22 protein-coding genes are annotated in these 23,466 nt (G+C 59.3%); 11 read left to right on the forward strand and 11 right to left on the reverse strand.

What is annotated here, in order from left to right; all coding sequences use genetic code 11:
• Positions 1-16: 16 nt before the first annotated feature.
• On the forward strand, positions 17-1,393 hold the full coding sequence (locus L6R21_05820) for a LutB/LldF family L-lactate oxidation iron-sulfur protein (GenBank protein ID MCK6558699.1): 1,377 nt from the start codon (positions 17-19) through the stop codon (positions 1,391-1,393).
• Complete coding sequence (locus L6R21_05825) at positions 1,377-2,051, forward strand: lactate utilization protein (GenBank protein ID MCK6558700.1); 675 nt, start codon at positions 1,377-1,379, stop codon at positions 2,049-2,051. Before L6R21_05820 ends, L6R21_05825 begins: the two co-directional genes overlap by 17 nt.
• 522 nt (positions 2,052-2,573) lie before the next feature.
• On the opposite strand, the gene L6R21_05830 is transcribed toward L6R21_05825, so the two are convergent.
• On the reverse strand, positions 2,574-3,767 hold the full coding sequence (locus tag L6R21_05830; GenBank protein ID MCK6558701.1) for an aminotransferase class I/II-fold pyridoxal phosphate-dependent enzyme: 1,194 nt from the start codon (positions 3,765-3,767) through the stop codon (positions 2,574-2,576).
• Positions 3,768-4,234: 467 nt separating this feature from the next.
• Between L6R21_05830 and L6R21_05835 the strand changes: the two genes are divergently transcribed.
• Entirely contained in the window at positions 4,235-6,034 is a 1,800-nt protein-coding gene (locus L6R21_05835; GenBank protein ID MCK6558702.1) for an ATP-binding protein, read from the forward strand.
• A gap of 98 nt (positions 6,035-6,132) precedes the next feature.
• On the opposite strand, the gene L6R21_05840 is transcribed toward L6R21_05835, so the two are convergent.
• A complete protein-coding gene (locus L6R21_05840) occupies positions 6,133-6,993 on the reverse strand; it encodes a cysteine peptidase family C39 domain-containing protein (GenBank protein ID MCK6558703.1) in 861 nt (286 codons plus the stop codon).
• Between the two features lie 522 nt (positions 6,994-7,515).
• Here L6R21_05840 and L6R21_05845 point away from each other — a divergent pair.
• The 3 genes from L6R21_05845 (at position 7,516) to L6R21_05855 (ending at position 8,837) form a co-directional block, all read left to right on the forward strand.
• Entirely contained in the window at positions 7,516-7,860 is a 345-nt protein-coding gene (locus L6R21_05845; protein MCK6558704.1) for a type II toxin-antitoxin system RelE/ParE family toxin, read from the forward strand.
• Between the two features lie 3 nt (positions 7,861-7,863).
• Positions 7,864-8,148 (forward strand): helix-turn-helix domain-containing protein, encoded by a 285-nt coding sequence (locus tag L6R21_05850; GenBank protein ID MCK6558705.1) that lies wholly within the window; start codon positions 7,864-7,866, stop codon positions 8,146-8,148.
• A 467-nt stretch (positions 8,149-8,615) separates the two neighbouring features.
• A complete protein-coding gene (locus tag L6R21_05855; GenBank protein ID MCK6558706.1) occupies positions 8,616-8,837 on the forward strand; it encodes a hypothetical protein in 222 nt (73 codons plus the stop codon).
• Here the strand turns inward: L6R21_05855 and L6R21_05860 are convergent, their stop codons facing one another.
• The 4 genes from L6R21_05860 to L6R21_05875 form a co-directional block, all read right to left on the reverse strand.
• A complete protein-coding gene (locus tag L6R21_05860; GenBank protein ID MCK6558707.1) occupies positions 8,838-10,184 on the reverse strand; it encodes a DUF1566 domain-containing protein in 1,347 nt (448 codons plus the stop codon). It abuts the gene before it with no gap.
• A gap of 94 nt (positions 10,185-10,278) precedes the next feature.
• Positions 10,279-11,313 (reverse strand): TIR domain-containing protein, encoded by a 1,035-nt coding sequence (locus L6R21_05865; protein MCK6558708.1) that lies wholly within the window; start codon positions 11,311-11,313, stop codon positions 10,279-10,281.
• Positions 11,314-11,481: 168 nt separating this feature from the next.
• Positions 11,482-12,768, reverse strand: a complete 1,287-nt coding sequence (locus L6R21_05870; protein ID MCK6558709.1) for an AI-2E family transporter — start codon at positions 12,766-12,768, stop codon at positions 11,482-11,484.
• A gap of 299 nt (positions 12,769-13,067) precedes the next feature.
• Positions 13,068-14,402 (reverse strand): hypothetical protein, encoded by a 1,335-nt coding sequence (locus tag L6R21_05875; protein MCK6558710.1) that lies wholly within the window; start codon positions 14,400-14,402, stop codon positions 13,068-13,070.
• A 58-nt stretch (positions 14,403-14,460) separates the two neighbouring features.
• Between L6R21_05875 and L6R21_05880 the strand changes: the two genes are divergently transcribed.
• Entirely contained in the window at positions 14,461-14,679 is a 219-nt protein-coding gene (locus L6R21_05880; GenBank protein ID MCK6558711.1) for a hypothetical protein, read from the forward strand.
• Positions 14,627-15,079 (forward strand): nucleotidyltransferase, encoded by a 453-nt coding sequence (locus L6R21_05885; GenBank protein MCK6558712.1) that lies wholly within the window; start codon positions 14,627-14,629, stop codon positions 15,077-15,079. The genes L6R21_05880 and L6R21_05885 overlap by 53 nt, the downstream gene beginning before the upstream one ends.
• Positions 15,080-15,262: 183 nt before the next feature.
• Here the strand turns inward: L6R21_05885 and L6R21_05890 are convergent, their stop codons facing one another.
• The 5 genes from L6R21_05890 to L6R21_05910 form a co-directional block, all read right to left on the reverse strand.
• A complete protein-coding gene (locus L6R21_05890; protein ID MCK6558713.1) occupies positions 15,263-16,435 on the reverse strand; it encodes a long-chain fatty acid--CoA ligase in 1,173 nt (390 codons plus the stop codon).
• Between the two features lie 429 nt (positions 16,436-16,864).
• Complete coding sequence (gene ispG, locus L6R21_05895; GenBank protein ID MCK6558714.1) at positions 16,865-18,964, reverse strand: (E)-4-hydroxy-3-methylbut-2-enyl-diphosphate synthase; 2,100 nt, start codon at positions 18,962-18,964, stop codon at positions 16,865-16,867.
• Positions 18,965-18,984: 20 nt separating this feature from the next.
• The gene (locus L6R21_05900) at positions 18,985-19,152 is read right to left on the reverse strand and encodes a hypothetical protein (protein MCK6558715.1); all 168 of its coding nucleotides are present in this window, start codon (positions 19,150-19,152) and stop codon (positions 18,985-18,987) included.
• A 9-nt stretch (positions 19,153-19,161) separates the two neighbouring features.
• Positions 19,162-19,281, reverse strand: coding sequence for a hypothetical protein (locus L6R21_05905; protein MCK6558716.1), 120 nt, complete (start codon positions 19,279-19,281; stop codon positions 19,162-19,164).
• 15 nt (positions 19,282-19,296) lie between these two features.
• Positions 19,297-19,698 (reverse strand): hypothetical protein, encoded by a 402-nt coding sequence (locus L6R21_05910; GenBank protein ID MCK6558717.1) that lies wholly within the window; start codon positions 19,696-19,698, stop codon positions 19,297-19,299.
• Between L6R21_05910 and L6R21_05915 the strand changes: the two genes are divergently transcribed.
• Genes L6R21_05915 through L6R21_05925 form a run of 3 tightly spaced genes read left to right on the forward strand, consistent with a single transcriptional unit; the run spans position 19,699 to position 23,464 of the window.
• Positions 19,699-21,453, forward strand: a complete 1,755-nt coding sequence (locus tag L6R21_05915) for a glycoside hydrolase family 3 protein (GenBank protein MCK6558718.1) — start codon at positions 19,699-19,701, stop codon at positions 21,451-21,453.
• A 31-nt stretch (positions 21,454-21,484) separates the two neighbouring features.
• Positions 21,485-22,531: a hypothetical protein gene (locus tag L6R21_05920; protein MCK6558719.1), complete on the forward strand. Its 1,047-nt coding sequence runs from the start codon at positions 21,485-21,487 to the stop codon at positions 22,529-22,531.
• Positions 22,532-22,552: 21 nt separating this feature from the next.
• Positions 22,553-23,464 carry a YcjF family protein gene (locus L6R21_05925; GenBank protein MCK6558720.1) on the forward strand — a complete coding sequence of 304 codons (912 nt, stop codon included), beginning with the start codon at positions 22,553-22,555 and terminating at the stop codon, positions 23,462-23,464.
• Positions 23,465-23,466: the final 2 nt, after the last annotated feature.

Below are 23,466 nucleotides of genomic sequence, written 5' to 3' on the forward strand. Positions count from 1 at the left end.
GCCTTGCGGAGAAGACATGTCTGAACCTCGGCAGTTCCTCGCGCGCGCGGCGGTGAAAGCCCGCGACGACCAACATTTCTATCAGCTCGGCAAGGCGATTGCCAGCTACGACGGCATGGTGAGCCAGACCAAGAGCCGGCAATTTCAAAATTGGACGCAGGCGCGCGCGCTGGCGGCGACGATCAAAGACCATGTGCTGGCTCGCCTGCCCGAGTTGCTGGAGCAATTCGAGCAGAACCTGCTGGCGGCGGGCGGCAAGGTTTTCTGGGCAGAGACTGCCGAAGATGCCCGCTCTTATGTGCTGGCACTGGCGCAGAAACACCAGGCGAAACGGGTGGTCAAGTCCAAATCCATGGTGACCGAGGAAATCGGTTTGAATGAACATCTCGAAAAGCACGGGGTGGAAGTGTGGGAGAGCGACCTGGGCGAATTGATCGTGCAGCTCAATCAGGAGAAGCCCTATCACATCGTGACACCGGCGATGCACAAGAGCAAGGCGGAGATCAGCCGGTTGTTTCACGACAAGCTGCAGGCGCCGCTCACCGACAGCGCCGAAGAGTTGACCATGGTGGCGCGCCGGCATTTGCGGGACGTGTATCTCAGCAGCACCATTGGCGTGACCGGCGCGAATTTTTTGGTGGCGGATCTCGGCGCGGTGGTGGTCACGGAAAACGAGGGCAATGCGCGGCTGACCATGGCCTGTCCGCCGGTGCACGTGGTGATTGCCGGCCTGGAGAAAATGCTGCCGCGGCTGTCGGACTTGAGCCTGTTTCTGCCGCTGCTGGCGACCAGCGGCACCGGCCAGGAGATTACCAGTTACAATTCCATCATGCTGGGCCCGCGCCACGCGCATGAAAGCGATGGCCCGGCCGAGATGCACGTCATTCTGCTCGATAACGGCCGGTCCGCGCTGTACCAGCAGGCGGAGTTCCGCGAGATTTTGCGCTGCATTCGCTGCGGCGCGTGTTTGAATGCCTGCCCGGTTTACCGCGCCATCGGCGGGCACGCCTACAACACCACCTATCAGGGGCCGATTGGCGCAGTGATCACGCCGCATTACAGCGGCTTCGGCAAGTATCAGCATTTGGCCTATGCCTCTTCGTTGTGCGGCGCGTGCAGCGACGTGTGTCCGGTGCAGATTGACATCCATCATTTGCTTTTGAAGAATCGCCGGGCGGCGGTGCGCCGGCGTGAGCAGCCGTGGTTTTGGCGCGCGGCGTTGCGCGTCTATGCCTGGGTGATGGCCGATGCGGCGCGGTTGCAGCGGGCGCGGCGCTGGCTGCTGCGGTTGTGGCCGTGGCAGCGGTTGTTGCGCCGGCCCAACGAGCAGTTGCCGCCGCTCAGCCCAAAATCATTTCGGGAATTGTGGAGCGCACATGAAAACCAGCCGTGAGCGGATTTTGGAACGCTTGCGCGCCGGCCGGCAGGGCAGTCATTTTCTGCCGTCGCGCAGCGATGCCGACATTTTCACGTGGCATGCGCGCGACCGCGAAGTGGCGATCGCGGCCTTTGCCGACAAACTCACGGCGCTCAAGGCCGAGTTTTATCGCGTGCCTCATGCCGCTGCCGCCGCGCAGCAACTGAAGACTCTGCTGCTGCCGCTGGTGAGCAGCGACGCCGACGCGCGGCCGCAATTTTTGCGACATGCCGCGGAGTTGTTGGAAAGTGTCGTGGCGCAAGAGGCGTGGCTGCAGACGGCGATTACCGTGCTGGAGGCGGACCTGCCGCATCGGGAATTCGCGAGCTACAAGGCGGGCATTACCACCGTGGAATTTTTGGTCGCGCGCACCGGCAGCCTGGTGGTCAGTTCGGCGGGCAGTGGCGGCCGCCGGCTCTCGGTTTTGCCGCCGTTTCATATCGCGATCGCGACGGCTGAGCAAGTGACCAGCTCGCTGGAGGAGGCGCTGGCCGGCTTCCGCAAGTCCGGGCGCGAGCATTTGACCAGCGGTTTGACCATCATCACCGGGCCGAGCCGCACGGCAGACATCGAGAAGATTCTCGTGCTCGGCGCGCACGGGCCGAAGCGGCTGGCGGTGATTTTGATTGGATAGGCTGGGCCGATTGCGTGGGAGACAGAGCTGCGAAGCGAATTGCGGGCGGTTAGGGGGAATGAAATACCTGCGATTCAAACTGCGAATCAAACCTGCGATTCACCTGCGATTCAAAACCTGCGATTCAAATCGCAGGCTGGTAGCAGAAGTCGGCTGAAGCCGACTGGGATGGCGGTGGTTGGTGCAGCCAGAAGAAGAATCCCATGAAAGGCCTGCGATTCAAATCGCAGGCTGGTAGCGCAAGTCGGCTGAAGCCGACTGGGATGGCGGTGGTTGGTGCAGCCGAAAGAAGAATCCCGCGAAAAGGCCGATTCAACCTGCGTTTCAAACTCAAATCGCAGGCTGTTAGCGCAAGTCGGCTGAAGCCGACTGGGATGGCGGTGGTGGATTAGGCCAAAAGAAAAATCCCACGAAAGGCCTTTGCCTTTTCGTGGGATTTTTGTTTTCGTCGCATCTCTGTTTCGGTACTCGAATGAGTCCGGGCCTGTCACAAGGCAGGATTGATCTTGCGTGCCGTCCGGCTCAGAGTGTCAAGGACGCTTTGATGCCCGCCAGCGCCTGTTGCGTGCGCGCTTCACTCTGAATCAACGCAAAGCGCACGTGGCCGTCGCCGTGCTCGCCGAAGCCGAGGCCGGGCGATACCGCGACATTGGCCTTGTCGAGCAGGTATCGGGCAAATGCCAGTGAGCCCAGATGGCGAAATTTCTCGGGAATAGGCGCCCAGACGAACATCGTGCCTTTGGGCGGCGGCACCTCCCAGCCGATCTGTTGCAAACCGTGGCACAAAGCATCGCGGCGCCGGCGGTAATTCTCCACGATTTCGTGCACGCTGTCTTGCGGGCCATTGAGCGCCGAGATGGCCGCGATTTGCAGCGGCTGAAAGATGCCGTAGTCGAGGTAACTCTTCAAACGCTCCAGCGCCGCCACCAGCGCGGCATTCCCCACCACAAAACCCAGACGCCAGCCCGCCACGTTGTAGCTTTTCGAGAGCGAGAACAGCTCAACGGCATGTTCCTTGGCGCCCGGCACCTGCAAGAGCGAAGGCGGACGATAGCCGTCGAACACGAGATCAGCGTAAGCAAAATCATGAACCACCAGCAGACGGTATTCCCGCGCCAAATCGATCACGCTCTGCATGAAGCCGAGATCGACGACTTCCGTGGTGGGATTGTGCGGGAAGCTGATGATCAAAAAGCGCGGCGTTGGCCGGCCGGCACTGCGCTCGCGTTGAATGGCAGCTTCGACATTTCCCAGAAAACCGGAAACCGGCGAAACCGGCACCGGACAAATGCGGCCGCCGGCAATGATGGGCGCGTAGAGATGAATCGGATAAGAGGGCGCCGGCACCAGCACGGACTGATCGTGCTGCAGCGTCGCCAGCATCAGATGGGACAGGCCTTCCTTCGCGCCGATGCAGGCAATCGCTTCATGTTCGGGATCGAGGGTGACGCCAAAACCGCGGCCATACCATTCGCAGATGGCCTGGCGCAGATGGTTGATGCCCCGCGAAACGGAGTAGCGATGATTCTGCGGCACCTCGATGGCACTGTGTAATTTTTCCACCAGATGGCGGGGCGGCGCACCGTCAGGGTTGCCCATGCCGAAGTCGATGATGTCGCGGCCCTCCTGCCGGGCCTTGTCCATCAGGACCGCGACCTGGCGGAACACATATTGCGGCAGTTTTTGCAGGCTGGGGAATTCGGGAGTCGGGTTCATGTGGCTCATAGTTCGATCCGTGGCAAAACCTGGTCTTGCAGTGAAATGAATTTCAGGTGAAAATAAGTCGCCCACAGAAGCGGAATCACGGGAGAAAGCGGCTGCGAGCCGGCTGTGGAAGATTCTGCTTCGGTGGGCGAGGGATGATTGCGGCAGCTTTGCCGGGCCGCCGCGAAACACGTTGCATAATGTAGAAGCAAAGCCCGGTTTTTGGCAATTTTCGGCGCCGCGATTGGCCGGGCAATAGGGCTGATTTTCGCCGAAATAAATTTCCGCAATCTTTCTGTTAGCTCGTACTTGCACTACATAGACAGGAGAGATTGAACTCTCCCTTGCTGTCTGCGGCGAGACCGGCGCTGCCTGTTTCGCCGCGAATTGCTGGGTAACCCGGACCGCTGCCCGCGCACGCCAACACGCACTCCACCTTGCCAGCGTTCCACTGCCAGCGCATTACTGGAGGCTCAAGGATGAGGCTTCGAGAAATCTTTCGGTCGTTGCAGCCGCCGATTTGGTCCACTCTTTCCCTGCCCCGGCTGGCGTTGCCGGCTGCGGCCCTCTTGGTCACGAGTTATTTTCTATTCGCGTTCAGCCCGCAGCTCCTGCAGCCGGTCGTGACCTGCCTGGTTCCCCTCGCAGGCATCGGGCTGGCCATGGCGATTGTCGCGCGTCTGGGCGAGCCGCTCTCTGCTGAAATCGAAGCGGCTCCGGAACGGCTGCGGCCGCGCGCCCGTTTGGGCCGCATTCTGCATCGCATGGCCGGCCTGCGCGGCCCGCACGCGACGGCCCCGGAAAAACGTTTCCTCCACGCCTTTCGCAAAGCCCGCGACTTGATGTTTCTCGCCAACGGCGAGATGCAGTTGGTGGAGGTCAATGACAGCTTCTGTGAATTGTGGGGCCGGCGGCGCGCCGATTTGCTGCGGTGCTCCCTCGCGGAAGTCATGGCCGAAACCAGTCTTGATCAGGAAGATTTCAGCGCGCTGCTGGCCGCCGCTGATTTTCGCGGGGAGATGACCGTCACGCAGGCCGACGGCGCCCTGCGCGTTTTCGATTTGATCGCCACCCCGCTGTCGCGCGAATTGTATCTCGGGATCGCGCGGGAAGTGACGGAACAACGCCTCTATCAAGATGAATTGCAGCGCGCTGCCGAGTGGCGTGAGCTGGTGTTGCGCAACCTCGATGACGGATTGTTGGTGATGGATGGCGAAGGCCGGCCGGCGATTCACAACCGCGCGGCGGAAACGCTGCTGGCCCTGCGCGCGGAGGATTTCGCCGGCTTGTCATTGGTGGAGGGCGAGCTGCGGCATGCCTCCCAGCGCTGGGCCTTGCGACCGGCGGAAGGGCAGGGTGATCCTTTTCAGCTTGCGCTGCGGCAGGCCGCCAAAGTGCAGGATCGCCGCGTGTGCGTCTGGCGGGAAGGCCGGCGCGAACGCGAGCTGGCGATCAACCTTTCCCCGCTCTTCGACGCGCGCCAGGAGTTGATCGGCGCCCTGGCCAGCCTGCGCGAAGTGCGCACGGCGGAGCCGGGGACCGGGAATCAGCATCATCTCGCCCGCCTGACGGAATTGGTGGATCTCGCTGCTCACGCCGGCCATGAGATCATCAATCGCATGACCGGCATCATCAGTTACGCCCAGCTCCTGCACGAGCGCATGCCCGCGGAAACCGAAGAGGCCGGCCTGCTGCGCGGCGTCATTGCCGAAGGCGAGCGCGTCACCGGCATCTTGCGCCATCTTCTCGCCTTTGCCCGGCCGCGGCCGCAGGAGCGCCTCACCACGCCGCTGGAGGGTGTCATTGCCGCCGCGCTCAGTTTGATGCAGCCGCGTCTGGCCAAAGACGGCATTCGGGTGAACAACACCGCGACGCCGGATTTGCCGCCGGTGAGCTGTCACTGCCAGCAGATTCAGGAAGTCTTCGTCAATCTGCTGAGCAATGCCCAGTATGCCCTCAATCTGAAGTATCCGGGCGAGCATCCGGAAAAGGTGATCGCCATTCACACCGCGCTGGTGGCCAAGCCGGACGGCAACAAGCGGTTGCGCGCCACGGTGGTGGACGCCGGCATCGGCATCGCGCCCGAAAATTTGCCCCGCATTTTTGCCCCCTTCTTCAGCACCAAACACAAGGATGAAGGCACCGGCCTGGGCCTGAGCTTGAGCCAGCAGATCGTTCGCGATCACGGCGGCGAGATTCAGGTGGAAAGCGAATTGGGGAGCTACGCGAGATTCATTGTGGAATTGCCTGTCGCCGAGAACGCGCTGGAGGAAGCATAGCCGGCGCGCCACGGCACCACCTCAAATACAAAGCCCCGCCCGATTTCCCTGGGAAACCGAGCGGGGCTTGTTTATTGCGCTTGCTGCGAATCCGGCTGTCAGGCCACCACCTGCTGCTGCCGCGATTGCGCATGCGTGTGCAGCAGAATGAGAAACGTGAGATCGATGAGCGCCTTCTCGCGGTGGCGCGGGCGATAGTAGAGCTTGCGGCCTTTGGCAAACGCCAGGAAGTTGAGCAACTGCTGATAGAGCGTGGCGTAATCCAAGCCCGCCCATTCCGAGTCGGAGCGCCGGTTCTTCAAGATCGGCGCGATGCGCTTGAGCAGCAGATCCGAAACGTGCTTGCCGTTCTTGACATCGCCGAACATGCTCACCAGGGCATCCGAAACCGTCAGCAGATCATTCGAGCTTTCGCGCAGCCGGTCGAGCACTTCGGGATTGGTGAGCGGCAGCGCCTTCTGCGCCAGGCGCAGCGACTTCTGCGTGCGCGGTTCCATCGCAACGGCGTAGTAGCTGCCGGCGCCGGAGGCCCTGTCATAACTCCACCACCGCCGCAGCAACTCCGTGCCGGATACGCGGTAGATCTTCGCGCGACGGCTGCTGCCGCGCTCGGGGTCGAGCACGAAATACGAGCGGCTCTTCGAGCCGGCCACCAGAATCCAGTGCTCGAAACGATCGACACACAGAATCACCGGGTGGCCCTGGCTGTGTTCTTCGCGCACCCAGGCGAGCGCCTGCCGGCCGTGGCTCTTGCGATCCCAGCTTTGCGCCCTGCCTTCATAGCCCAGACGGCGCAGGCCGCGTTGCAGACCGTTTTCCGTGGTGCCACTGGTAGGGCGGGTGCCGCACGCCTTTTTGATGCGGCCCAAGGAGATATCTGCATTGCCCAACAAGCGCAGCGCATTGTAGATGCACGTCGGGCCGCAGCTATAGTCATCAGGTTGGATGGCGAATGCCATAGTGGTCTCCGTCACCGGCGAACTGTTAGATGATCCTAAGAACTCTCACCTGGTCATAACGCGATTCAGTCTCGAAAACGCAGCAGCAGGAGTACAGTTTCAAATGCGGGCCAAAGGGTGTGCTTATTGTTTTTTAAAGACTTTGATGAGAGAACCATCCATCCGCCCAACCCCCATTTTTTGCGTGGCGCAATATAATACGCCCCCGGTTGAGAAGCAATGGATTAGTTGGTGATCAAAAGTTGCATGGTTTGTATCTGAAGCTTTTCCAGAGGTCTAGTTTTGCTAAATTTTTTTTCTTGCGGTGGGTGGGCGAGATAGGGCTGCGGGCTTCGCCAGATTGGCAAAGAAACGCAATATCTACTTTGTCAACATCTTAAGGCAGGCGCTTGGAACCGGAGTTGTCTGGCTTTCAAAGTTAGCAACAGGTATCACCGTGGCATGTGAAGTTTGGTGCGCGTCGAACACTTAAAAGATTATTTTGAAACTTGACAATGAGTACCAAAATTGGTACATATGCCGATGAGCATAGAATTCCGCTTAACAGTCATATTCTACAAAAGTGAATCAGGTAATGAGCCTGTTCGAGAATGGCTCAAGAACTTGCCCCGTGGCGACAGAAAAATCATTGGAGAAGATATGAAAACGGTGCAATTGGGATGGCCGTTGGGAATGCCTTCAGTCCGAAAATTGGATGTTGGTCTTTGGGAGGTTCGCTCAAAATTAGGCAACCGAATTGCTCGCGTCCTTTTTACGGTTGAAAAGAATGTGATGGTGCTCCTGCACGGATTCATCAAGAAATCAGAGAAGACACCATCAGATGATTTGAATCTCGCGAAAAAACGACTGTCGAATTTGTGGAGTTGAGTGATGAATAAGAAACACTTGGGCAGCAATTTTGATGATTTCCTCAGCGAAGAAGGCTTGCTTGCCGAAGCTGAAGCCGTCGCGGTCAAGCGCGTGGTTGCTCTTCAAATTGCGAAATTGATGGAATCCAAGAGTATTTCAAAAGCCGCTCTGGCAGAGCGAATGCAGACAAGCCGTTCAGCGATTGAGCGTCTGCTTGATCCTGCCAATGATTCCGTTACTTTGCAGACTTTGGGACGTGCGGCACTGGCCTTGGGAAAGCGGCTTCAAATCGAGCTGATTGATTGATCCCTGACCTCAGCGCGATTCTGGCGGATAGTGATAACGGAAATGCCTGGCGCACTGGCTCAATTCGGCGCGATTCCTTTCTCCGCCACCGCAGGACTCGGCGGCGGCTTCATCGAACTTCATCCCGAGCTCGAGGCGGCCGGACAATTCATCCCGAGGCGTTCTATGTGGAACAAGCCAAAACTTCCGCGGCTTCGAAGTGGATCGCGACCTGGATTGGCAGCCCAGGCGCTTCGGCGATATCCCCTGATCCCGCCCGCCGCCGCATTCGCTCTTTCCGCCACCCAATAAAAAAGGCCGGAGGAAAACACCTCCACCGGCCGACCGACCAACCCATGCTGCGCGACTGATTCCAGCGCAACCTCTCGCTCTTTCCACGCACACCCCCGCGGACACCTCCCGCCCGACAAAAACTCGGGGAAACGGACGCCGGCTCTGCTGGCGAGCAACCGGCCAGGGATACCCGAGTGCCGGTGATTGAGTCCTTACTCAACCACCTTTTGCGGGAAGACCCCCTTCGTGGTCTTCCCGTTTTTTCTTTTCCGACCCAATCATTGGCGCATGCCTTGAAAAACGCAACCATCGTGCGCCCCGGCGCCACCATTTTTCAAAAAATTTTCGAGGTTTCTACCCGGCACCGAGGGCTGCACACAAAAGAAAATAATCAAATGATTCAAATGACCAAATGATCAAGATTGTCCGGAACGCACCGCACGGACGTAGCAGGGGACGCCCGTGAAGTAGCGGTGGCACGTGCCATCGGTAAAAGAAACGTTCCACGCCTCGCCCAACTTGTCTTTGTCTACCGTCCAGATCCACTCCTGCCTCTTGTCAAATACAGAATTGAGATATGAGCCTGTTAAGCCATTCTCCGGGGCCATCAACGACATCGCCTCCTCGAGCGTGGGCAGACGCCAATCGCTATAGCCAGCAAATTCCTGTCGATTCAGCAGATCCAAGTAGACTTGCACTGCCGAGAATCTCATCGGATCATCAGACCCACCCTGCTGCCACGTAAGCCCGGTGGCATCGTCTATCACCAGCAACTGTCCCTTGCTTGTAGTTGACCGGAACTGATGAATGATTCCTTTCCCACGAGGATTGTCAGAACTGTCAAAGAAATCATTTGCCACAAGCATACGTTTTACTTCATCATCGGAAAGCGTGGCGCCAGCGCTTCGAAAACGCAGACCGGGCGATGGAATAACCGGCGGCAGCGTCGGAAACAAAAACTCGCCCTGTTCATGACCCGGCAAGGTGGCAAACCCCGGCGTTTGCAGCCGGCTGGTGGCTGCCGGGGTGATATAAGCAACCAGTTCACTGAAGGTGATCCAGGAATCCTTATTGAAATCAGCCAAGCCTTGCTGAATACCTTTGAGCAGATAACCGGTAAAGATGCTGTGACCACCCGGCCCGCCGTCTGTCACTTGCTGGTTTTTGCCGCCGGCCGTCAGAATTTGCCGGGCAACACGGGTGCTCACTTCTCGCAGGTAGTTTGGGATGTTTTCCGACAACTTCACGCCGCGCACGCCGAGCTGGCCGCCGTAGCAACAGTCCATGATGAACGCCTGGTGTTTCGCCCGACTCATCTTAGCGGACAGCGTGCGCAGCTCTTCCATGGAAATCAGCGTCGAGGCTTTGTTGGTGGCATCGTAGGGGACAATGTAGCCATAATCCTCGTCGTTGTATCGCCGCGTCGTGCCATGGCCGGCGAAGAAAAACAGAATGGCATCGTTGGCCGCCAGGCTCGGCGCCAAGTCGTCTTCCAAGAGTGAGACAATCTTGGCGCGCGAGGCGTTGGCGTCATAAAGCGGATAGACCGTGAACCCCAGCTCCTCGAGCAGCTCACCAAATCCCGCGGCGTCCTTTTGGGCATAAGATAGCTTCGGCCAGTGTGAGTGCTGATAGGTGTTGATGCCGACCACCACCGCATAACGTTTGCCGTAGAACGGCGTCTGCGCGTTCGCCGCTGCCGTCCAGCATACGAACGCCAAGAGCACGTGCCAAGTCCATCGAACATGTCCCGATTGCATCATGCTTCACCACCCATTTTGAGCAAGCTGTTGCAATTGCGAAGTAGTTCAGTAATCTGAGGTCCTAAATGACCAAATGATTCAAATGACCAAATGATCAAGATTGTCCGGAACGCACTGCACGGATATAGTAATTAGTAGTGGCAATACTATTGTTGTTGCAGCGGCCTTCATTGAAGTTGGCGTCCCGAGCTTCGCCCAACACTGGCACATCTGCAGTTCGAATCCATCGCTGAGTTCCATCAAATTCTGGATCAATATGTAAGCCACCATTCTTTTTTGTTGGCTCCATCAATGATATTGCTTCCTCCAGTGTCGGCAGGCGCCAGTCACTGTAGCCCCCGAATCGATCTCGATTCAGTTGTTCGAGGTATTGTCGCGCTTCTTCAAAGACTATGAGTTTCTCGGATCCCGCTTGCTGCCATATCAAACTGGTCGCGCGGTCAAATACAAGCTTGGCGTTGTTTTGTTCAATAGCCTCGTATAGATGTTGCAGCCCCTTGCCCATCTTGTTCAAACCTGCATCAAAGAAACCCATCTCTATGAGCATGTTTTTAACATCTTTCCGCGAAAAATTGTGTCGAGGACGGGAACGTAGCCGCACTGGTTTCATCAGGTTGGCGTACGACTTCGTCCCACTCGTGGAGAGATTGCCCACTTTCTTGGAAAACCTAAGGGACCGACCACTGGCTACAGATGCATTGGCTTGCCTCCGCTTACTTGTTTTCGGTTCGGCGCGTATGGCACGACAGATCTTGTCCAAGCCACCATCGTCAAACAGATTACAGTATTGCAGTTCACGAAAACGGTCAGGGACTGAACAATTGTCGAGCCGTATCGGAATCACACAAATCTGCCCTTCGGGAATCTCTTCCAGTATCTCCAAAGCTAATTTGAATTCTCTTTGTACATATCCTCGCTTAGACACTGAAATTTGAGAAAGGAAAATCAAAACAAAATCCGAGGCCTGCAGGGCTTTGGGGATCTCCTCGTCCCAGCGCTGCCCCGGCAACAAATCTTCCTTATCCAGCCACGGCTTGAAACCCTGCTGCTGGAGGAAGCGATAGACTTCGACGACCTTCGGCTTGTCTTCGCTGGCATGACACAAGAAAATCTGCACCGGCTTGCTCATGGAAAAACCTCGATGAATCGCCCCGCTCTCGGCAAGACAAGCATTACGCCCGCATGCGTGCAGTGCTGGCGTGTCTCGCATCTGGCTGCTGGTGGATCACCCGAAAATATCCAAAAAACATCCTTGCAGTGAATCGCGCGGAAGCCGCGTTTGGCTTCGCATTCCATCTCAATTCCTCGCCACTGCTTTCTCCCCCACTGCAGAACTCGGCGGCGGCGCCTCGGTTGCGGCCGGGCTGGCCGGTTCGCTCTGCTGGCTGGGCGCGGCGGGCGGCTCCGGCGTGGCCGTGGGTTTGCGCGCCGCCGGCTTTTTCCCCGGCAGGCCTTCAATCGCACCGCTCTCGCGCGACAGCTCGAGATGGGATTTGAATTCGACGCTGTAAATGTCCAAAATGGTCAGAAAGAAAACCGCGATCACCGGGCCGACGATGAAGCCCATCACGCCGAACACGCTGATGCCGCCCAGCGTCGAGAAGAAGATCATCAAATCGTGCATGCCGGCATCGCGGCCCACCAGCCGCGGCCGCATGAGATTGTCGATGTTGCCGATCACCACCATGCCCATGAACGCAATCGCGAGTCCCGCCCACACGCTGCCGGTGGCGACCTGAATGACGGCAATCGGCACCATCACCAGCCAGGCGCCCACCGAGGGCAGAATCGACAGCACCACCATGATCACGCCCCACAGAATCGGCGAGCTGATGTCGAACAGCCACAACGTCAAGCCGCCGAGAAAGCCCTGGATCATGCCGATCAGCAGCGTGCCCTTCACCGTGGCGCGCGCCACCGAGGCAAAGCGCAGGATCAATGCTTCTTCATAAACGTCATCCAGTGGGCTGAGGTATTTCAACCGCTGCACCAGCCGCTCGCCGTCTTTGAAGAAGTAGTACATCGTGAACAGCATCACGAACAGATTGGTGATCAGGGCGATGGTGCCCTGCGAAGTTTCATTGATGAATTTTGCCAGCCAGGTGCCGATGGTCTTGGCGCTCTCCTGCAGGTAGGCGTGCCAGTCGATTTCCTGGAGATTCAGGAACTTCGCCAGTTGTGAGTCCATGATCCGGGCCAAAACGCTGGCTTCGCCTTGCGCGAGGATCTTTTGAATTTCCACCTGCGCGGTTTGGAAGAAGGCAATGGCCTCCTGGGCCACCATCGCGGCCAAAATGTAAACCGGGATCAGCAGGCCCAGCAGCAGGATGACGCAGCAGGCGAATGAGCTGAGGCTGCGATTACCCCGGAAGAGCCGGCGCAGCCGCTCATAGAAAGGATAGAACAGCGTCGAGAAGACCGTGGCCAGCAGCACCGGCAGCAGAAAAATCTTGACGACGTTGTAGAACATAAACATCGTGCCGACCAGGACGATCAGCAGAAAATAGCGGCTGAACTTTTCGGCCTTCAGCTTGCGGTACAGCAGTCTGCGCTCATCCGCGTGGGTGGGGGCGCCAGTAGCCATGATCTGAGCTTCCGTTTGTGACATTTGCGCAATCAATGCTCACAACTCGCGCCAAGATAGCGCCGGGTGAAAGTGAAAGCAAGTGAAAATCAGGCCGGCACAGCGTTCATCCGCGTTTTGTTGTTGGCTGAGAGGCCAATGCCGCTGACTTTTCGGCGTGGTTCTTTCCACGGCTGCGCCGTGGAATGCTGTCGGTGGATCCGCGTTGCAAAAACGATCACAAAACCCTGGCCCAGCCAAGGTTGGAACGGATTCTCCCTCAAAAGTTGACGACATTGGGCTGAGCGGCGGTGCGCGCCTCACAGTCCGCGCAGCAGCGCCAGCCAGGCGTGATTGACTTCCAGCCAGGCAAAAGGCGGCCGTTGCAGGAAGCCGGGCGCGCAAATCAGCCGGCCGAGCAGCTCTTCCTCCTCTGCGAGATCGAGCGTGAGCTGCGCGAGATCCTGTTCTTCAGCGAGCGCCACTGCGAGCGCCTGCAACTTGTGGCTGTAGTTGCGCACCACGTTCATCGCTTCCGGCAGATTGCCCACCCAGCACAGCCGCACGACCCGAAATGCCACGCGCTGCGCGAGATCGCAATCCTCCGCCGCGACTACGGTCCACGCGGTGTCCGGCGGTTCGTAGAGCACGACGTTTTCGCCCGCCGCGCGTTGCGCCCGCCATTCGCCGCGCCATTGCTGAATCATCGCCTTTTCCGCCAGCGCCCAGCCGCCGGCCGGCCAGCGGCTGGTTTCTTCCGCCAGAATGCCGGCGAAATGCAGGGCAAGATTTGCCACCTCGTCCCACGTGTCCGCAATGACGAGCACAACTTGCGGGGATAGGCAGCCTTTGCCGTCGAACATGAAGTAGTCGTAGGCCAATCGGCGCAAGGTTTCAGGCCGGGCAGCAGAGGCCTGCAGCAGCACTGCGCTGAAGCGATCGCCCAACGGCACATACTGCGGCGGCGCGACGGTGCGTATTTGCGCCACGGTGTCTTCATCCCCAAAAGCGACCACCGCGGGCTGAGCCGCGAGCACCGTTTGCGTGAGGGCAGGTTGCGTGCGCGGCCAGCTCAGCGCGGCCAGGCGTCCGGCAATCGCTTCATCTTGTTGCGCCAACGTGGCCAGCAGCGCAGGGAGCAGATGGGACTCCTCACTGGCGTTTTTGACCAAAGTGGGAATGCCGAGCAGAGAAAGCTGCACCACCGGTTGCAGGGCAACGCCGGGAATGTTGCCTGCCGCAATGATGAACGCCAAGTCCGGCAGCGCTTTTTCGGGCGTGACGCCGGCGCGCGCCTCGCGGATTTCGGCCAGCCAGTCTCGCATGTCATCCGCCACCAGCACGCGAAAATGATTGGCAATACTCTCGCGCAACACCGCCCGGCTCATGCGGGTCGCGGTTTCGAGCTGAGCCAGGACTTTTTCTGCGCCCGGAAAACTCCAATTCTCCCAGGCGCGGGCCACGGCGTGCCAGGCGGCGAGGGCACGGCGCTGCCAGGAGTCTGAGTCGGAACCAAAGCCAATCGTGGGCCGCTGCAAAGCTGCAACGAGCGCGGCCACTTCAGCCGGAGAAGGGTGTTGGAAGTCACCCAGTTTGGCGAGCAAGGGTGGTACGAAAAACGGTTGCGGTGGGATTGCGGTGTTTGCAGAATTCATGGTTGCAAGCTAGCCTGGCGCTTACTATATTTCACAACAATCGCATCACGTCAAACAGATGGAACGCATGCCTTTTGAGCCAAGAGTCCGTTACGGTTTCGAGCACGAAACCATGGAAGCGAAGATTCGCTGGTTTCTGCAATTCACGCCGGGCGAGCGCTTCGAGATGATGATGGCCGCCATCGAGTTGGCGCTGCGGGCGCAGGCCTCCCTACGAGAACAACATGCTCGAAAAATATCTGGAGCTGCTGCAGGCGCTGCACGAGGCGAGGATTAGATACCTGGTGATCGGCGGCTTTGCAGCCATCATGCACGGTATCCCTCGTTTCACAAAAGATCTGGATCTTGCCATCATACCCGACCTCCAGACCTGCGCAGGCATCTTGACTGTCCTCAAGAGCCTGCGTTTCGGAACGGCCTACCTGACGACGCCGGAGGATTTTGCAAAGAGCAAGATAACCATTTTTGAAGACTACTTGCGGTTGGATGTTCTCACGGAGGTCCCGGGGCTAGATTTTGAAGCCGCGTGGCTCAGGCGTGAGGTCGCCTACGTAAAAGAAGTACCGGTTAACTTGGTTTGCCTTGATGACTTGATTGCATTGAAAGCCGCGGCCGGCCGCAAGATTGATCTTGAAGGCTTGGAATATCTTGAAAGAATTCGCGCCGGCAAGTTTTAGATGGGTAGGATACGTTTCGTTCAAGCTCTGTCTCATTGTCCCTGCCGTTGCGGCTCGCCCTTATTGGGATGACAGGGCCATGATAGCCTGCCATCAGCAAACCACGATTCATTTCTTTTCCTGCTGCGCTTTCTGCCAAGTTCTCTAGCCCTCAGCCGCGGCGAAATTTCCGCCGGCAATTCTTCACTCAATCCTCTCCGTCAGCAGCGAGCAGCCGCGCAATTCTGCCGCGCTCGCCCGGCCCTCCAGTTCGATGCGATCCTGCCAGGCGCGGCCCACGTCTTCGGTTTGAATCGCCATCACCGAATCAATGTTCGCCAAATCGAAAATGCGCAGCAGGCCGGTTTCGCCCGGCGGCAGCGGCTGCAGGTTTTCCGGACCAACTGCCAGCACCCGCACCCACGGCGGCATGAACTTGACGTTGGGGTTGTGATCCTGCAGCGGCACGCCCGGCAACCGGCTGGCATAGAATTGCGAACTCAATTCGGTCATGCCGTATTCATTCAACAAGCATTCCGGCGGCACACCGAAAGCCGCGCTCAGCATTTGCTGAAATTCCTGCCGCGGTAGCTCGCGCGTCCGGCCTTTGTAGCCGCCGGTGTCCAAAATGCGGCTGTGCGGCGGCAACTTCGGCTCGAAGTCCTCGGCCACAAAGGCCTCGAGAGCTTCCAGCAGCGCGAAGGCCGTGCCCAGCAGGAAGATCGGCACCCGCTCCTGTTGTGCGCGCACAATGGCGCGGCGAAGCCCGGCTAGATCAAGTCCGGCGGGCGTCATGAACGCAGCGCTGCCGCGCGCGCCCCATTCCTCGCGAATCGCTGTGAACATGCAGCCCAGCGAGGAATGGGGAAAGTGTTCGGCGGTGGGACCGAGGAACAGCATGCGCAACTGCGGCCGATCGGGCAGGCAATAAGCTTGAAAGCTGCGCAAGGCCGCGGTGCGATAGTATTCCAGCGTGCGAAAGTAATGCTTGCCGCTGCGCGCTTGCGTGGTGCCGCTGGTGTGAAAGATGAATGCGGCTTGTTCGGTTGGAAAACACACCAGAGGCACCTGCTTGAAGGCGCTGGTGGTGACTGCGGGAATTTCCAGCCAGTGGCGGGGAGCAAGCGCGGCCGGTGCAATCTGTTCGCAATACTTGCGGTAGACCGCGTTCTCCCGGATTTGATGGGCAAAAATTTTCAGCGCCAACCGGTTGAATTGGGCCTCATCAAATGCGGTGAGGGGGACCGTGGAAATGAACTCGAGCAACTCGGCATGCGGACGCTGGGCGGCGGAAGAATGGTGAACTGCCGGCGGTGAGGAACGTTCGCCTTCCACTTGCCGGCCGGCCTCCGTGGCCTCGAACTCTCTCACGTTCATGCCTCTTGCAATTAGTTTGACCAGGTTGCAGCGCTTTTCAATTGGGTGGCAGGTTTGTAGTCCCCGCCCCTGGTGGGCGGCTGGCAAAGCCAGTAAATTCGCGGTTGCCATAGTGCCCCACGAGGGGGCAAGGCTACGATTCCTGCGCACGCATTCGAAAAACGCGCTAGGTTGGGAAACTCGCCCCGTAACGCGAAAAATCTCTAGCTCAAAGAAAATCGCCAACCGATAGCAACAACCCAACCGAGGGAAATGACTTGTATCAGTTGGGTCGTTTCGATCAGTTGGAAATACTTCTTTGCTTTTGAGGCAACAATTTCACCTTGCAGGAGCCAACTTCCCCTCTTCTTGAACGTGCTCAAATCGGATCAGACGCACTCCTGTTCATCAAGAAGCGCCAGGGCGGTGGTGATTGCAGACGGACACCAATCAGGCAGGCGATTGCTCCGTGCCTGCCGGTTCCACCCACTTGCCATGTGCCTTGATCAGCTCGATCAGCCGCTGGTCCGCCTCTTCTTCGGGAATGTTGCGCTGCACGCATTCCTTGCCGACGTACAGGCTCACCACTTTCTGGCCGGTGCCCACGTAGCCGAAATCGGCATCAGCCATCTCGCCCGGGCCGTTGACGATGCAGCCCATGATCGCGATCTTCACACCCTTCAAATGGCCGGTCTTGGCTTTGATGCGCTCGGTAGTGGTTTGCAGATTGAACAGCGTGCGGCCGCAACTCGGGCAGGAGATGAATTCGGTCTTGGAAATACGCAAGCGCGTCGCCTGCAGCAGATTGTAGCTGAAGCGCAGCGCTTCCGCCGGTGCGATCGCGCCCGCGATGATCAGCGCATCGCCCAGGCCGTCGCACAACAGCGAACCGAGCTGGCTGCTGGCATCGAGGCGCCAGTCCTGGCCCTCGGCATCCGCCTTGGCCCTCTCGCCGGGAATTTGATAGCGCCACACCAGCGGCACGCTCACGCCGATGCGCTCGAGATAAGCAACGAACATGCGCACCAAGCCAACCTGGCCGAGGCGATTGCCGGGAATGGTGAGGCCGATCGACCACGGGCACTCCGCCGCGAGCAAGCTCTTGAGCAAATCCACCTGCGCGAAGGCGGAGCCAGCGGCAATCGTTTCCGTTGTGAATACGGCCTGCACGTGGCCGCCGGTTTTTTGTGCCTGCTGCCGGCTGGCACGAATCGTTTCCGCGGTGGCCGCAGCCATGGGCAGCAAGACGATGATTGGCTCCTGTGCGCCAGTCACGTTCTGCCAATTCGAGGCGAGCGGCGCCTGTTGCCGGGTGGCTTTCAGGCAATCTGCGGCGCGAGGCAAATCCCAGCTCTGGCCGCCGGTCTCGAGCCACTCGGCGAAATTCTCCGCCGGCGGCTCGGGCGCGCCCAGCACTTTGAATTTTCCCAAACCCGCGGCAGGCACCAGGCTGCGCACTTCTTCCGCCGCGACCTGGTTGTGTGCCAGCGAAATTCCCACGCGCACCAGCTCCTTGCCGCCGAAGGTCAAGCCGGGCATTGTCCCCGGCTGCGTGACACGGCGGTTGTACTCGTAGGGTTTCACCACGCGGCCGAAATCCTCCGGCGAAACCGGAGCATGGAGGACACCGGCTGGAACTGTCTCTGTGCGCGCTGCCGCGGCGTTGAACTTGCGCACCAGCGCCTGCGCCACCGGGATTTCGTAAATCGAATCCTCGGTCAACGACACGCGAATGGTATCGCCCAGCCCGTCTTCCAGCAGCGCGCCGATGCCCACCGCGGATTTGATGCGGCCGTCCTCACCGTCGCCTGCTTCGGTCACACCGAGATGAAAAGGATACGTCATGCCCAGTTCATACATGCGCGCCGCGAGCAGGCGATAGGCCTGGATCATCACCTGCGGATTCGAAGATTTCATCGACACGACGATGTCCCGGTAGCCGTGCGCCTCGCAAATGCGGAGGAATTCCAGCGCGGACTGCACCATGCCCTCGGGCGTGTCGCCGTAGCGGTTCATGATGCGATCGGCGAGCGAGCCGTGATTCACGCCGATGCGCATGGCCACGCCGTTGGCCCGGCATTTCCGCACCAGCGGCGTGAAGCGTTCGGCGATGCGCTCCAGCTCGGCCTGATATTCCGCGTCGGTATACTCGCGCACCTCGAATTTCTTCTTGTCGGCATAGTTGCCGGGATTGATGCGCACTTTTTCGACGATCTCGGCCGCCACCAGCGCGGCATTGGGCGTGTAGTGAATGTCCGCCACCAGCGGCACGCGAATGTTCTGCCGCCGCAGCTCGGCTTTGATGGCGCGCAGGTTTTCCGCCTCTTTCATCGAGGGTGCGGTGATGCGCACGATCTCGCAGCCGGCTTCGTAAAGCTGGATGGTTTCCCGGACGGTGGCGGCGGTGTCCATGGTATCCGCGATGGTCATGGACTGCACACGGATGGGATGGTTGCCGCCGATGCCGACCTCGCCGACTTTCACTTCATGCGTCGGCCGCCGGCGATAGAAAAAAGGATGCTCACAATATTGCAGAGGGGTTGCGATCATAAGGTGCTTCCAATGTTCATTTACTCTCCCAGGTAGAGTTTGCGGTGGTATCGAAAACCGAACAGACGGTGCTGCACCATTACCTTGAAAAGCTCGCGCCGGTCGCGGTCACGATCCACCAGCAGCACGCCGGAGTCGATGATGTGGTTGTGCAAATAAAGATTCTCCAAGCGATCTAGAAACGTCACCTTGAGATTCTACAGGCCGGTCTTCTTTCCCAGCCGTTGCATGATGGCAAGGCGTTCGTCCAGGCTCAGCCGGCGATCGGGATGAATGGCCACGTCGACATCGCTCAGGACCGAAGTTTCGCCGGTCACGGTGGAGCCGAACAGTTAGGCAAACACGATCTCTGCCTCAGTGGCCAGCGCCTGTTTCAAATTTTGAAGGTTGAGTTGCGTCATCGTCATCGTTCCGGGAATCCTGCCGTCCGGCGGCCTTGGCAAGGCTGCCGCAATTTTGCGGCGGTGGGCGAATATAACATTTGTGAGCAGGATAGTCAATGAGGCGCGTGGCGTGATTCCTCCCGCCCTCATGGTGTCATGCCGCAGGTCTCTTCCCCGGCATGAGCACTCGTCCGAGGTGGGGGACGCCGTTCTGAAAACTATTTGCGCTTGACGCCAATTTTTGCTAATGGGACACGTGAAATTCACCATGAGGAAGGACAACTCCTGCAACGCAACAACGCTCTGCTTGCCCCATCGGACGGCGCACGCGAACTCTTCATCTCCCATCATATGCCCTCATTCAAAAATCTTCTACTGAGTTTTTTCTTCCTCACGCTGGCTGTTGCCGGCCGGGCGCAAGATCAGGCCTGGGTCGAGAAGACGCTGGCGGCGATGTCGCTGGAAGAAAAAGTCGGCCAGCTCTTTGTCGCGGATCTCGTGGCGCTCTACAGCCACCAGCAGAGTCCCAATTTCCGCTACGCCAAAGAAATGGTGCAGCGTTATCACGTCGGCAGCTTCATTCTCGGCGGCGGCACGCTCACGGACATCGCGCTGATGACCAACGCGCTGCAGCGCGCCGCCAAAATTCCGCTGCTCATCAACTCCGATCTCGAAAGCGGCCTCACTTATCATTTGCCCTGGTGGTGGACGCGCGGCCGCATGCCGGAAGTGCCGCGCTTTGTCTCCGGCGGCGGCACCGGCTTTCCTTCGATGATGGCGTTCGGCGCGACCGGTGATCCCCAACTCGCGTATGAATTCGGCCTGGCCATGGCGCGTGAAGCGCGGGCAGTGGGCATTCATTGGACGAATTCGCCGGTCGCCGACGTCAACAGCAATCCCGACAACCCGATCATCAACACGCGCTCGTTCGGCGAAGATCCGGCGCAAGTTGCCGAATTCGTCGCGGCCTGTGTGCGCGGCTTGCAAGAGGGCGGCATGATCGCCACCCTCAAACACTTTCCCGGCCACGGCGACACCGAGCACGACACGCACATGGGATTGCCGGTGTTGCCGTTCGATGCCAGGCGGTTGGCCGCGCTCGAGCTGGTGCCGTTTCAAGCCGGCATTGCCGCGGGCGCCAAGGCCGTGATGACGGCGCATATCGCGCTGCCGCAATTGGATCCTGCAGGCCGTCCGGCTACTTTGTCCGCTCCGATTTTGACCGGACTGCTGCGGCAGCGACTGGGTTTTCAAGGAGTCATCATCACCGACAGCATGGTCATGCAGGGCATCACCGATCACTACGGCGCCGCCGCGTCAGCGGTACTTGCCTTCGAGGCCGGTGCCGACGTTTTTCTCATCGCGGCAGATTTCGATGATTCCTTCAACAGTGTGTTGCACGCGTTGCAATCCGGCCGCCTGAGCATGACGCGTTTGGACGAATCCGTGCGCCGGGTGTTGCTGGTCAAGTCGTGGTTGGGCCTCGACCGCTCCCGTGTCGTCGAGATTGAAAAAATCTCGGAGATCGTAGCGGCGCCGGAAACCGAGGCGTTGGCGGATAGAATTTCGAACGCCTCGGTGACGCTGTTGCGCAATCAAGGCGATCTGCTGCCTTTGCCCGCGACGGCGCACCTCAAGATCATCGCGGTCTCGGACGAGCCCAATGCCGAATTCGGGCGCGCACTGCAGCATCAACTTGAATCCCGCCTGGCGGCAGTTTCCCTGGTGCGATTGTCGAATGAATCGCCGCGCGAGCTGGTGCAGGCAGCGGCGCAAGCTGAAGCCGGGGAGGTGATTGTGCTTGGCATTTATCTCTCGATCGGCGCGTGGAAGGGCAAAACCGGATTTTCGCCGGCATTGCAGGAGTTGCTGGCAGGCGCGGCGGTATTGCCCCAGCCGGTCATCACCGTCGCGTTTGGCGATCCTTACGTGCTCGCCAAGCTGCCGGCGACGGCGGCGATCCTGACGCCTTACAACGGTGCCCGGGTCGGCGAGGCCGCCATTGCGCGTGCGCTCACCGGCGAAATCAATCTCACCGGCCGCTTGCCGGTCACGATTCCCGGCAGGTACAAAATCGGGGAAGGGCTGCAATTGCGTTCACGCTGATGGCGATTTTACTTTTTTGCGAAAGTGCTTTATGGACTCGGACAAACTCAATGCCTGGGCGGGCCTGCTCGCAAAGATTTTCTGGTTGATTGTTGTACTCCTTGTCGCCGCCGCGCTGGGCAAATGGTGGCTGGGCCGCGAAGTGGCAGTGCCCGCACGCGTGACCAAGCCGATTCCGGCGCCGCCGATCGACTGGTCACAAGTCGATGCGGCGATCGTGGCCTCGCTCCGGCAGGCGCATGCCGCCGCGGAAACCACGGCAACGCAAAAGCTCGAGGCCTGGAGCGCAGACTTGATGTGGCGGGTCGATCATGATTTTCTCGATTGGTATTTCGGCTATTGGAATCAGCAGAAACTGGGGCTCAAGGCGCTGGGCTACGCGGTGAAGCATTATGTTTTTGCCGACGAACCGGACGCGGCCGCGCGCATCACCGAAGAAGTGCAGCAGGAGTTTGCCCAGCGCGTGCTGCGCCCGCAAATCGCGCAGTTGGAGCTGGAGCGGATCACCACCGAAGTTTTGGAGGTGTACGTGAGCCGCTTGACCGCCGGGCTGGCCGGCATTCCGGAAGAATACAAAATTCCCCAGCCGGAGTGGGAGCGCTATCTCAACGACATCGCTGTGCTGACGACGCAGGTCGAAGGCAATCGTGAAATCGCGCTTTCGCTCAAAGCCGCGACGGTGGCTTCGGTGGGCGGCGGCGTGTTCTTGGCGCAAACGCTCAGCCCGGCGCTCACCAACCTCGGCAGCAAAGTATCGGGCAAGCTGGCCGGCAAAGCCGCGGGCGAAGCGGCCGCGGAAGTGGCGGCGAAGACCGGCGGCAAAGTGACGGCGAAGACCGGCGGCCGACTGCTGGGGTTGATTGTCGGCTTCGGCATCATCATTTGGGACGTGTGGGATCACTATCAAACCGAAGAAATCGAGCGGCCGAAACTGCGGCAGACAATTGCGGACTATTTTGTCGAAGTCAAACACAGCCTGCTTTATGAGCCGGAAACCGGCATCATGTCCCTCATTCACGGCATGGAAGGCAACATCGTTTCCTCGCTGCGCACGCAGCCGCCCGCCGCACAACCTTGAATTCTTCTCATGCGAAGCGACATGTCAGACAACCGCAAAACTGCTTCCTTTTGGCTCCTGCTGGGCGGAGCGGCGCTGTTCTTTTTGTTGATTCTGATTATCGGAAACATACTGGTCATCGGCGCCAAACTCGGCGCGCTGCATCCGGCAGCGGAAGCCGGCTTCTATCTGCTGACGCTGCTGCTCGCCTTTTTTCTCTTCGTGCGTCCAGTCTTGGCGGTGCTCAAAGCGCCGGCCATTCCGCTGCAGGCCTTTGCCGCGAACGGTAATGTGCCGGAGGCCGCAGCCTGCCGGCGCGTGGCCCGCAGGCTGCTCAAACACGGCCGCTTGAGTGCGGAAGAACGCGCGCATCTGCAGGAAACCCTGCAGTTGGGCGGCGATCTGTGCGAGCCGTTGCGCGCCCTCTTCGCGCAGCGCGCACAATTGATGACGGCGTTGGTGGCGCGCAACGCCAAGCTGGTGTTCGTGGCCACCGCCGTTTCGCAAAACGGCCGGCTGGACGCCGTGATGGTGATCGCCACCAATTTTCGCATGCTGCGGGAGTTGGTGGAGTGTCTGGGTTTTCGGCCGCCGCTGCCGCAGTTGGTCAGAATGTATGCCACGGTCCTGGCTGCGGCCTTGATTGCGGAAGGCCTGGAAGACCTGCAGTTGGAGCAGGTTTTCCCCAATCTCGGCATGGGCGTGTTGGGCGCGATTCCCGGATTTCAACTGATTGCCGCTTCGCTGTTGCAGGGTATCGCCAATGCCTTTCTCACCCTGCGGCTGGGCGTGCTGGCGAAGAATTACCTGCTCGCCGGCGGGCAAAACTTCGTGCGCCAGCAAGCGCGCCGTGTCGCCAATCGCGAGGCCGTGAAGCTGCTCAGTCCGGTGGTGAAAGACGGATTGGTGATGATGCCGGTGTCGCTCAAGGAGGCGTGGGGAAAGTTGTTTTGAGT

Source organism: bacterium, assembly GCA_023150945.1.
In the GTDB taxonomy this organism is placed as follows: Bacteria; Zhuqueibacterota; Zhuqueibacteria; order Zhuqueibacterales; family Zhuqueibacteraceae; genus Coneutiohabitans.

Excerpts from the sequence above, each read along its gene's own strand:
- L6R21_05865 (MCK6558708.1), bottom strand. The coding sequence starts at position 11,313 with ATGAGCAAGCCGGTGCAGATTTTCTTGTGTCATGCCAGCGAAGACAAG.
- L6R21_05850 (MCK6558705.1), top strand. The coding sequence starts at position 7,864 with ATGAATAAGAAACACTTGGGCAGCAATTTTGATGATTTCCTCAGCGAA.
- L6R21_05840 (MCK6558703.1), bottom strand. The coding sequence starts at position 6,993 with ATGGCATTCGCCATCCAACCTGATGACTATAGCTGCGGCCCGACGTGC.
- ispG (MCK6558714.1), bottom strand. The coding sequence starts at position 18,964 with ATGATCGCAACCCCTCTGCAATATTGTGAGCATCCTTTTTTCTATCGC.
- L6R21_05925 (MCK6558720.1), top strand. The coding sequence starts at position 22,553 with ATGTCAGACAACCGCAAAACTGCTTCCTTTTGGCTCCTGCTGGGCGGA.
- L6R21_05830 (MCK6558701.1), bottom strand. The coding sequence starts at position 3,767 with ATGAACCCGACTCCCGAATTCCCCAGCCTGCAAAAACTGCCGCAATAT.
- L6R21_05820 (MCK6558699.1), top strand. The coding sequence starts at position 17 with ATGTCTGAACCTCGGCAGTTCCTCGCGCGCGCGGCGGTGAAAGCCCGC.
- L6R21_05915 (MCK6558718.1), top strand. The coding sequence starts at position 19,699 with ATGCCCTCATTCAAAAATCTTCTACTGAGTTTTTTCTTCCTCACGCTG.
- L6R21_05880 (MCK6558711.1), top strand. The coding sequence starts at position 14,461 with ATGGAACGCATGCCTTTTGAGCCAAGAGTCCGTTACGGTTTCGAGCAC.
- L6R21_05920 (MCK6558719.1), top strand. The coding sequence starts at position 21,485 with ATGGACTCGGACAAACTCAATGCCTGGGCGGGCCTGCTCGCAAAGATT.
- L6R21_05845 (MCK6558704.1), top strand. The coding sequence starts at position 7,516 with ATGAGCATAGAATTCCGCTTAACAGTCATATTCTACAAAAGTGAATCA.
- L6R21_05885 (MCK6558712.1), top strand. The coding sequence starts at position 14,627 with ATGCTCGAAAAATATCTGGAGCTGCTGCAGGCGCTGCACGAGGCGAGG.
- L6R21_05890 (MCK6558713.1), bottom strand. The coding sequence starts at position 16,435 with ATGAACGTGAGAGAGTTCGAGGCCACGGAGGCCGGCCGGCAAGTGGAA.
- L6R21_05835 (MCK6558702.1), top strand. The coding sequence starts at position 4,235 with ATGAGGCTTCGAGAAATCTTTCGGTCGTTGCAGCCGCCGATTTGGTCC.
- L6R21_05825 (MCK6558700.1), top strand. The coding sequence starts at position 1,377 with ATGAAAACCAGCCGTGAGCGGATTTTGGAACGCTTGCGCGCCGGCCGG.
- L6R21_05860 (MCK6558707.1), bottom strand. The coding sequence starts at position 10,184 with ATGATGCAATCGGGACATGTTCGATGGACTTGGCACGTGCTCTTGGCG.
- L6R21_05875 (MCK6558710.1), bottom strand. The coding sequence starts at position 14,402 with ATGAATTCTGCAAACACCGCAATCCCACCGCAACCGTTTTTCGTACCA.
- L6R21_05870 (MCK6558709.1), bottom strand. The coding sequence starts at position 12,768 with ATGGCTACTGGCGCCCCCACCCACGCGGATGAGCGCAGACTGCTGTAC.
- L6R21_05910 (MCK6558717.1), bottom strand. The coding sequence starts at position 19,698 with ATGATGGGAGATGAAGAGTTCGCGTGCGCCGTCCGATGGGGCAAGCAG.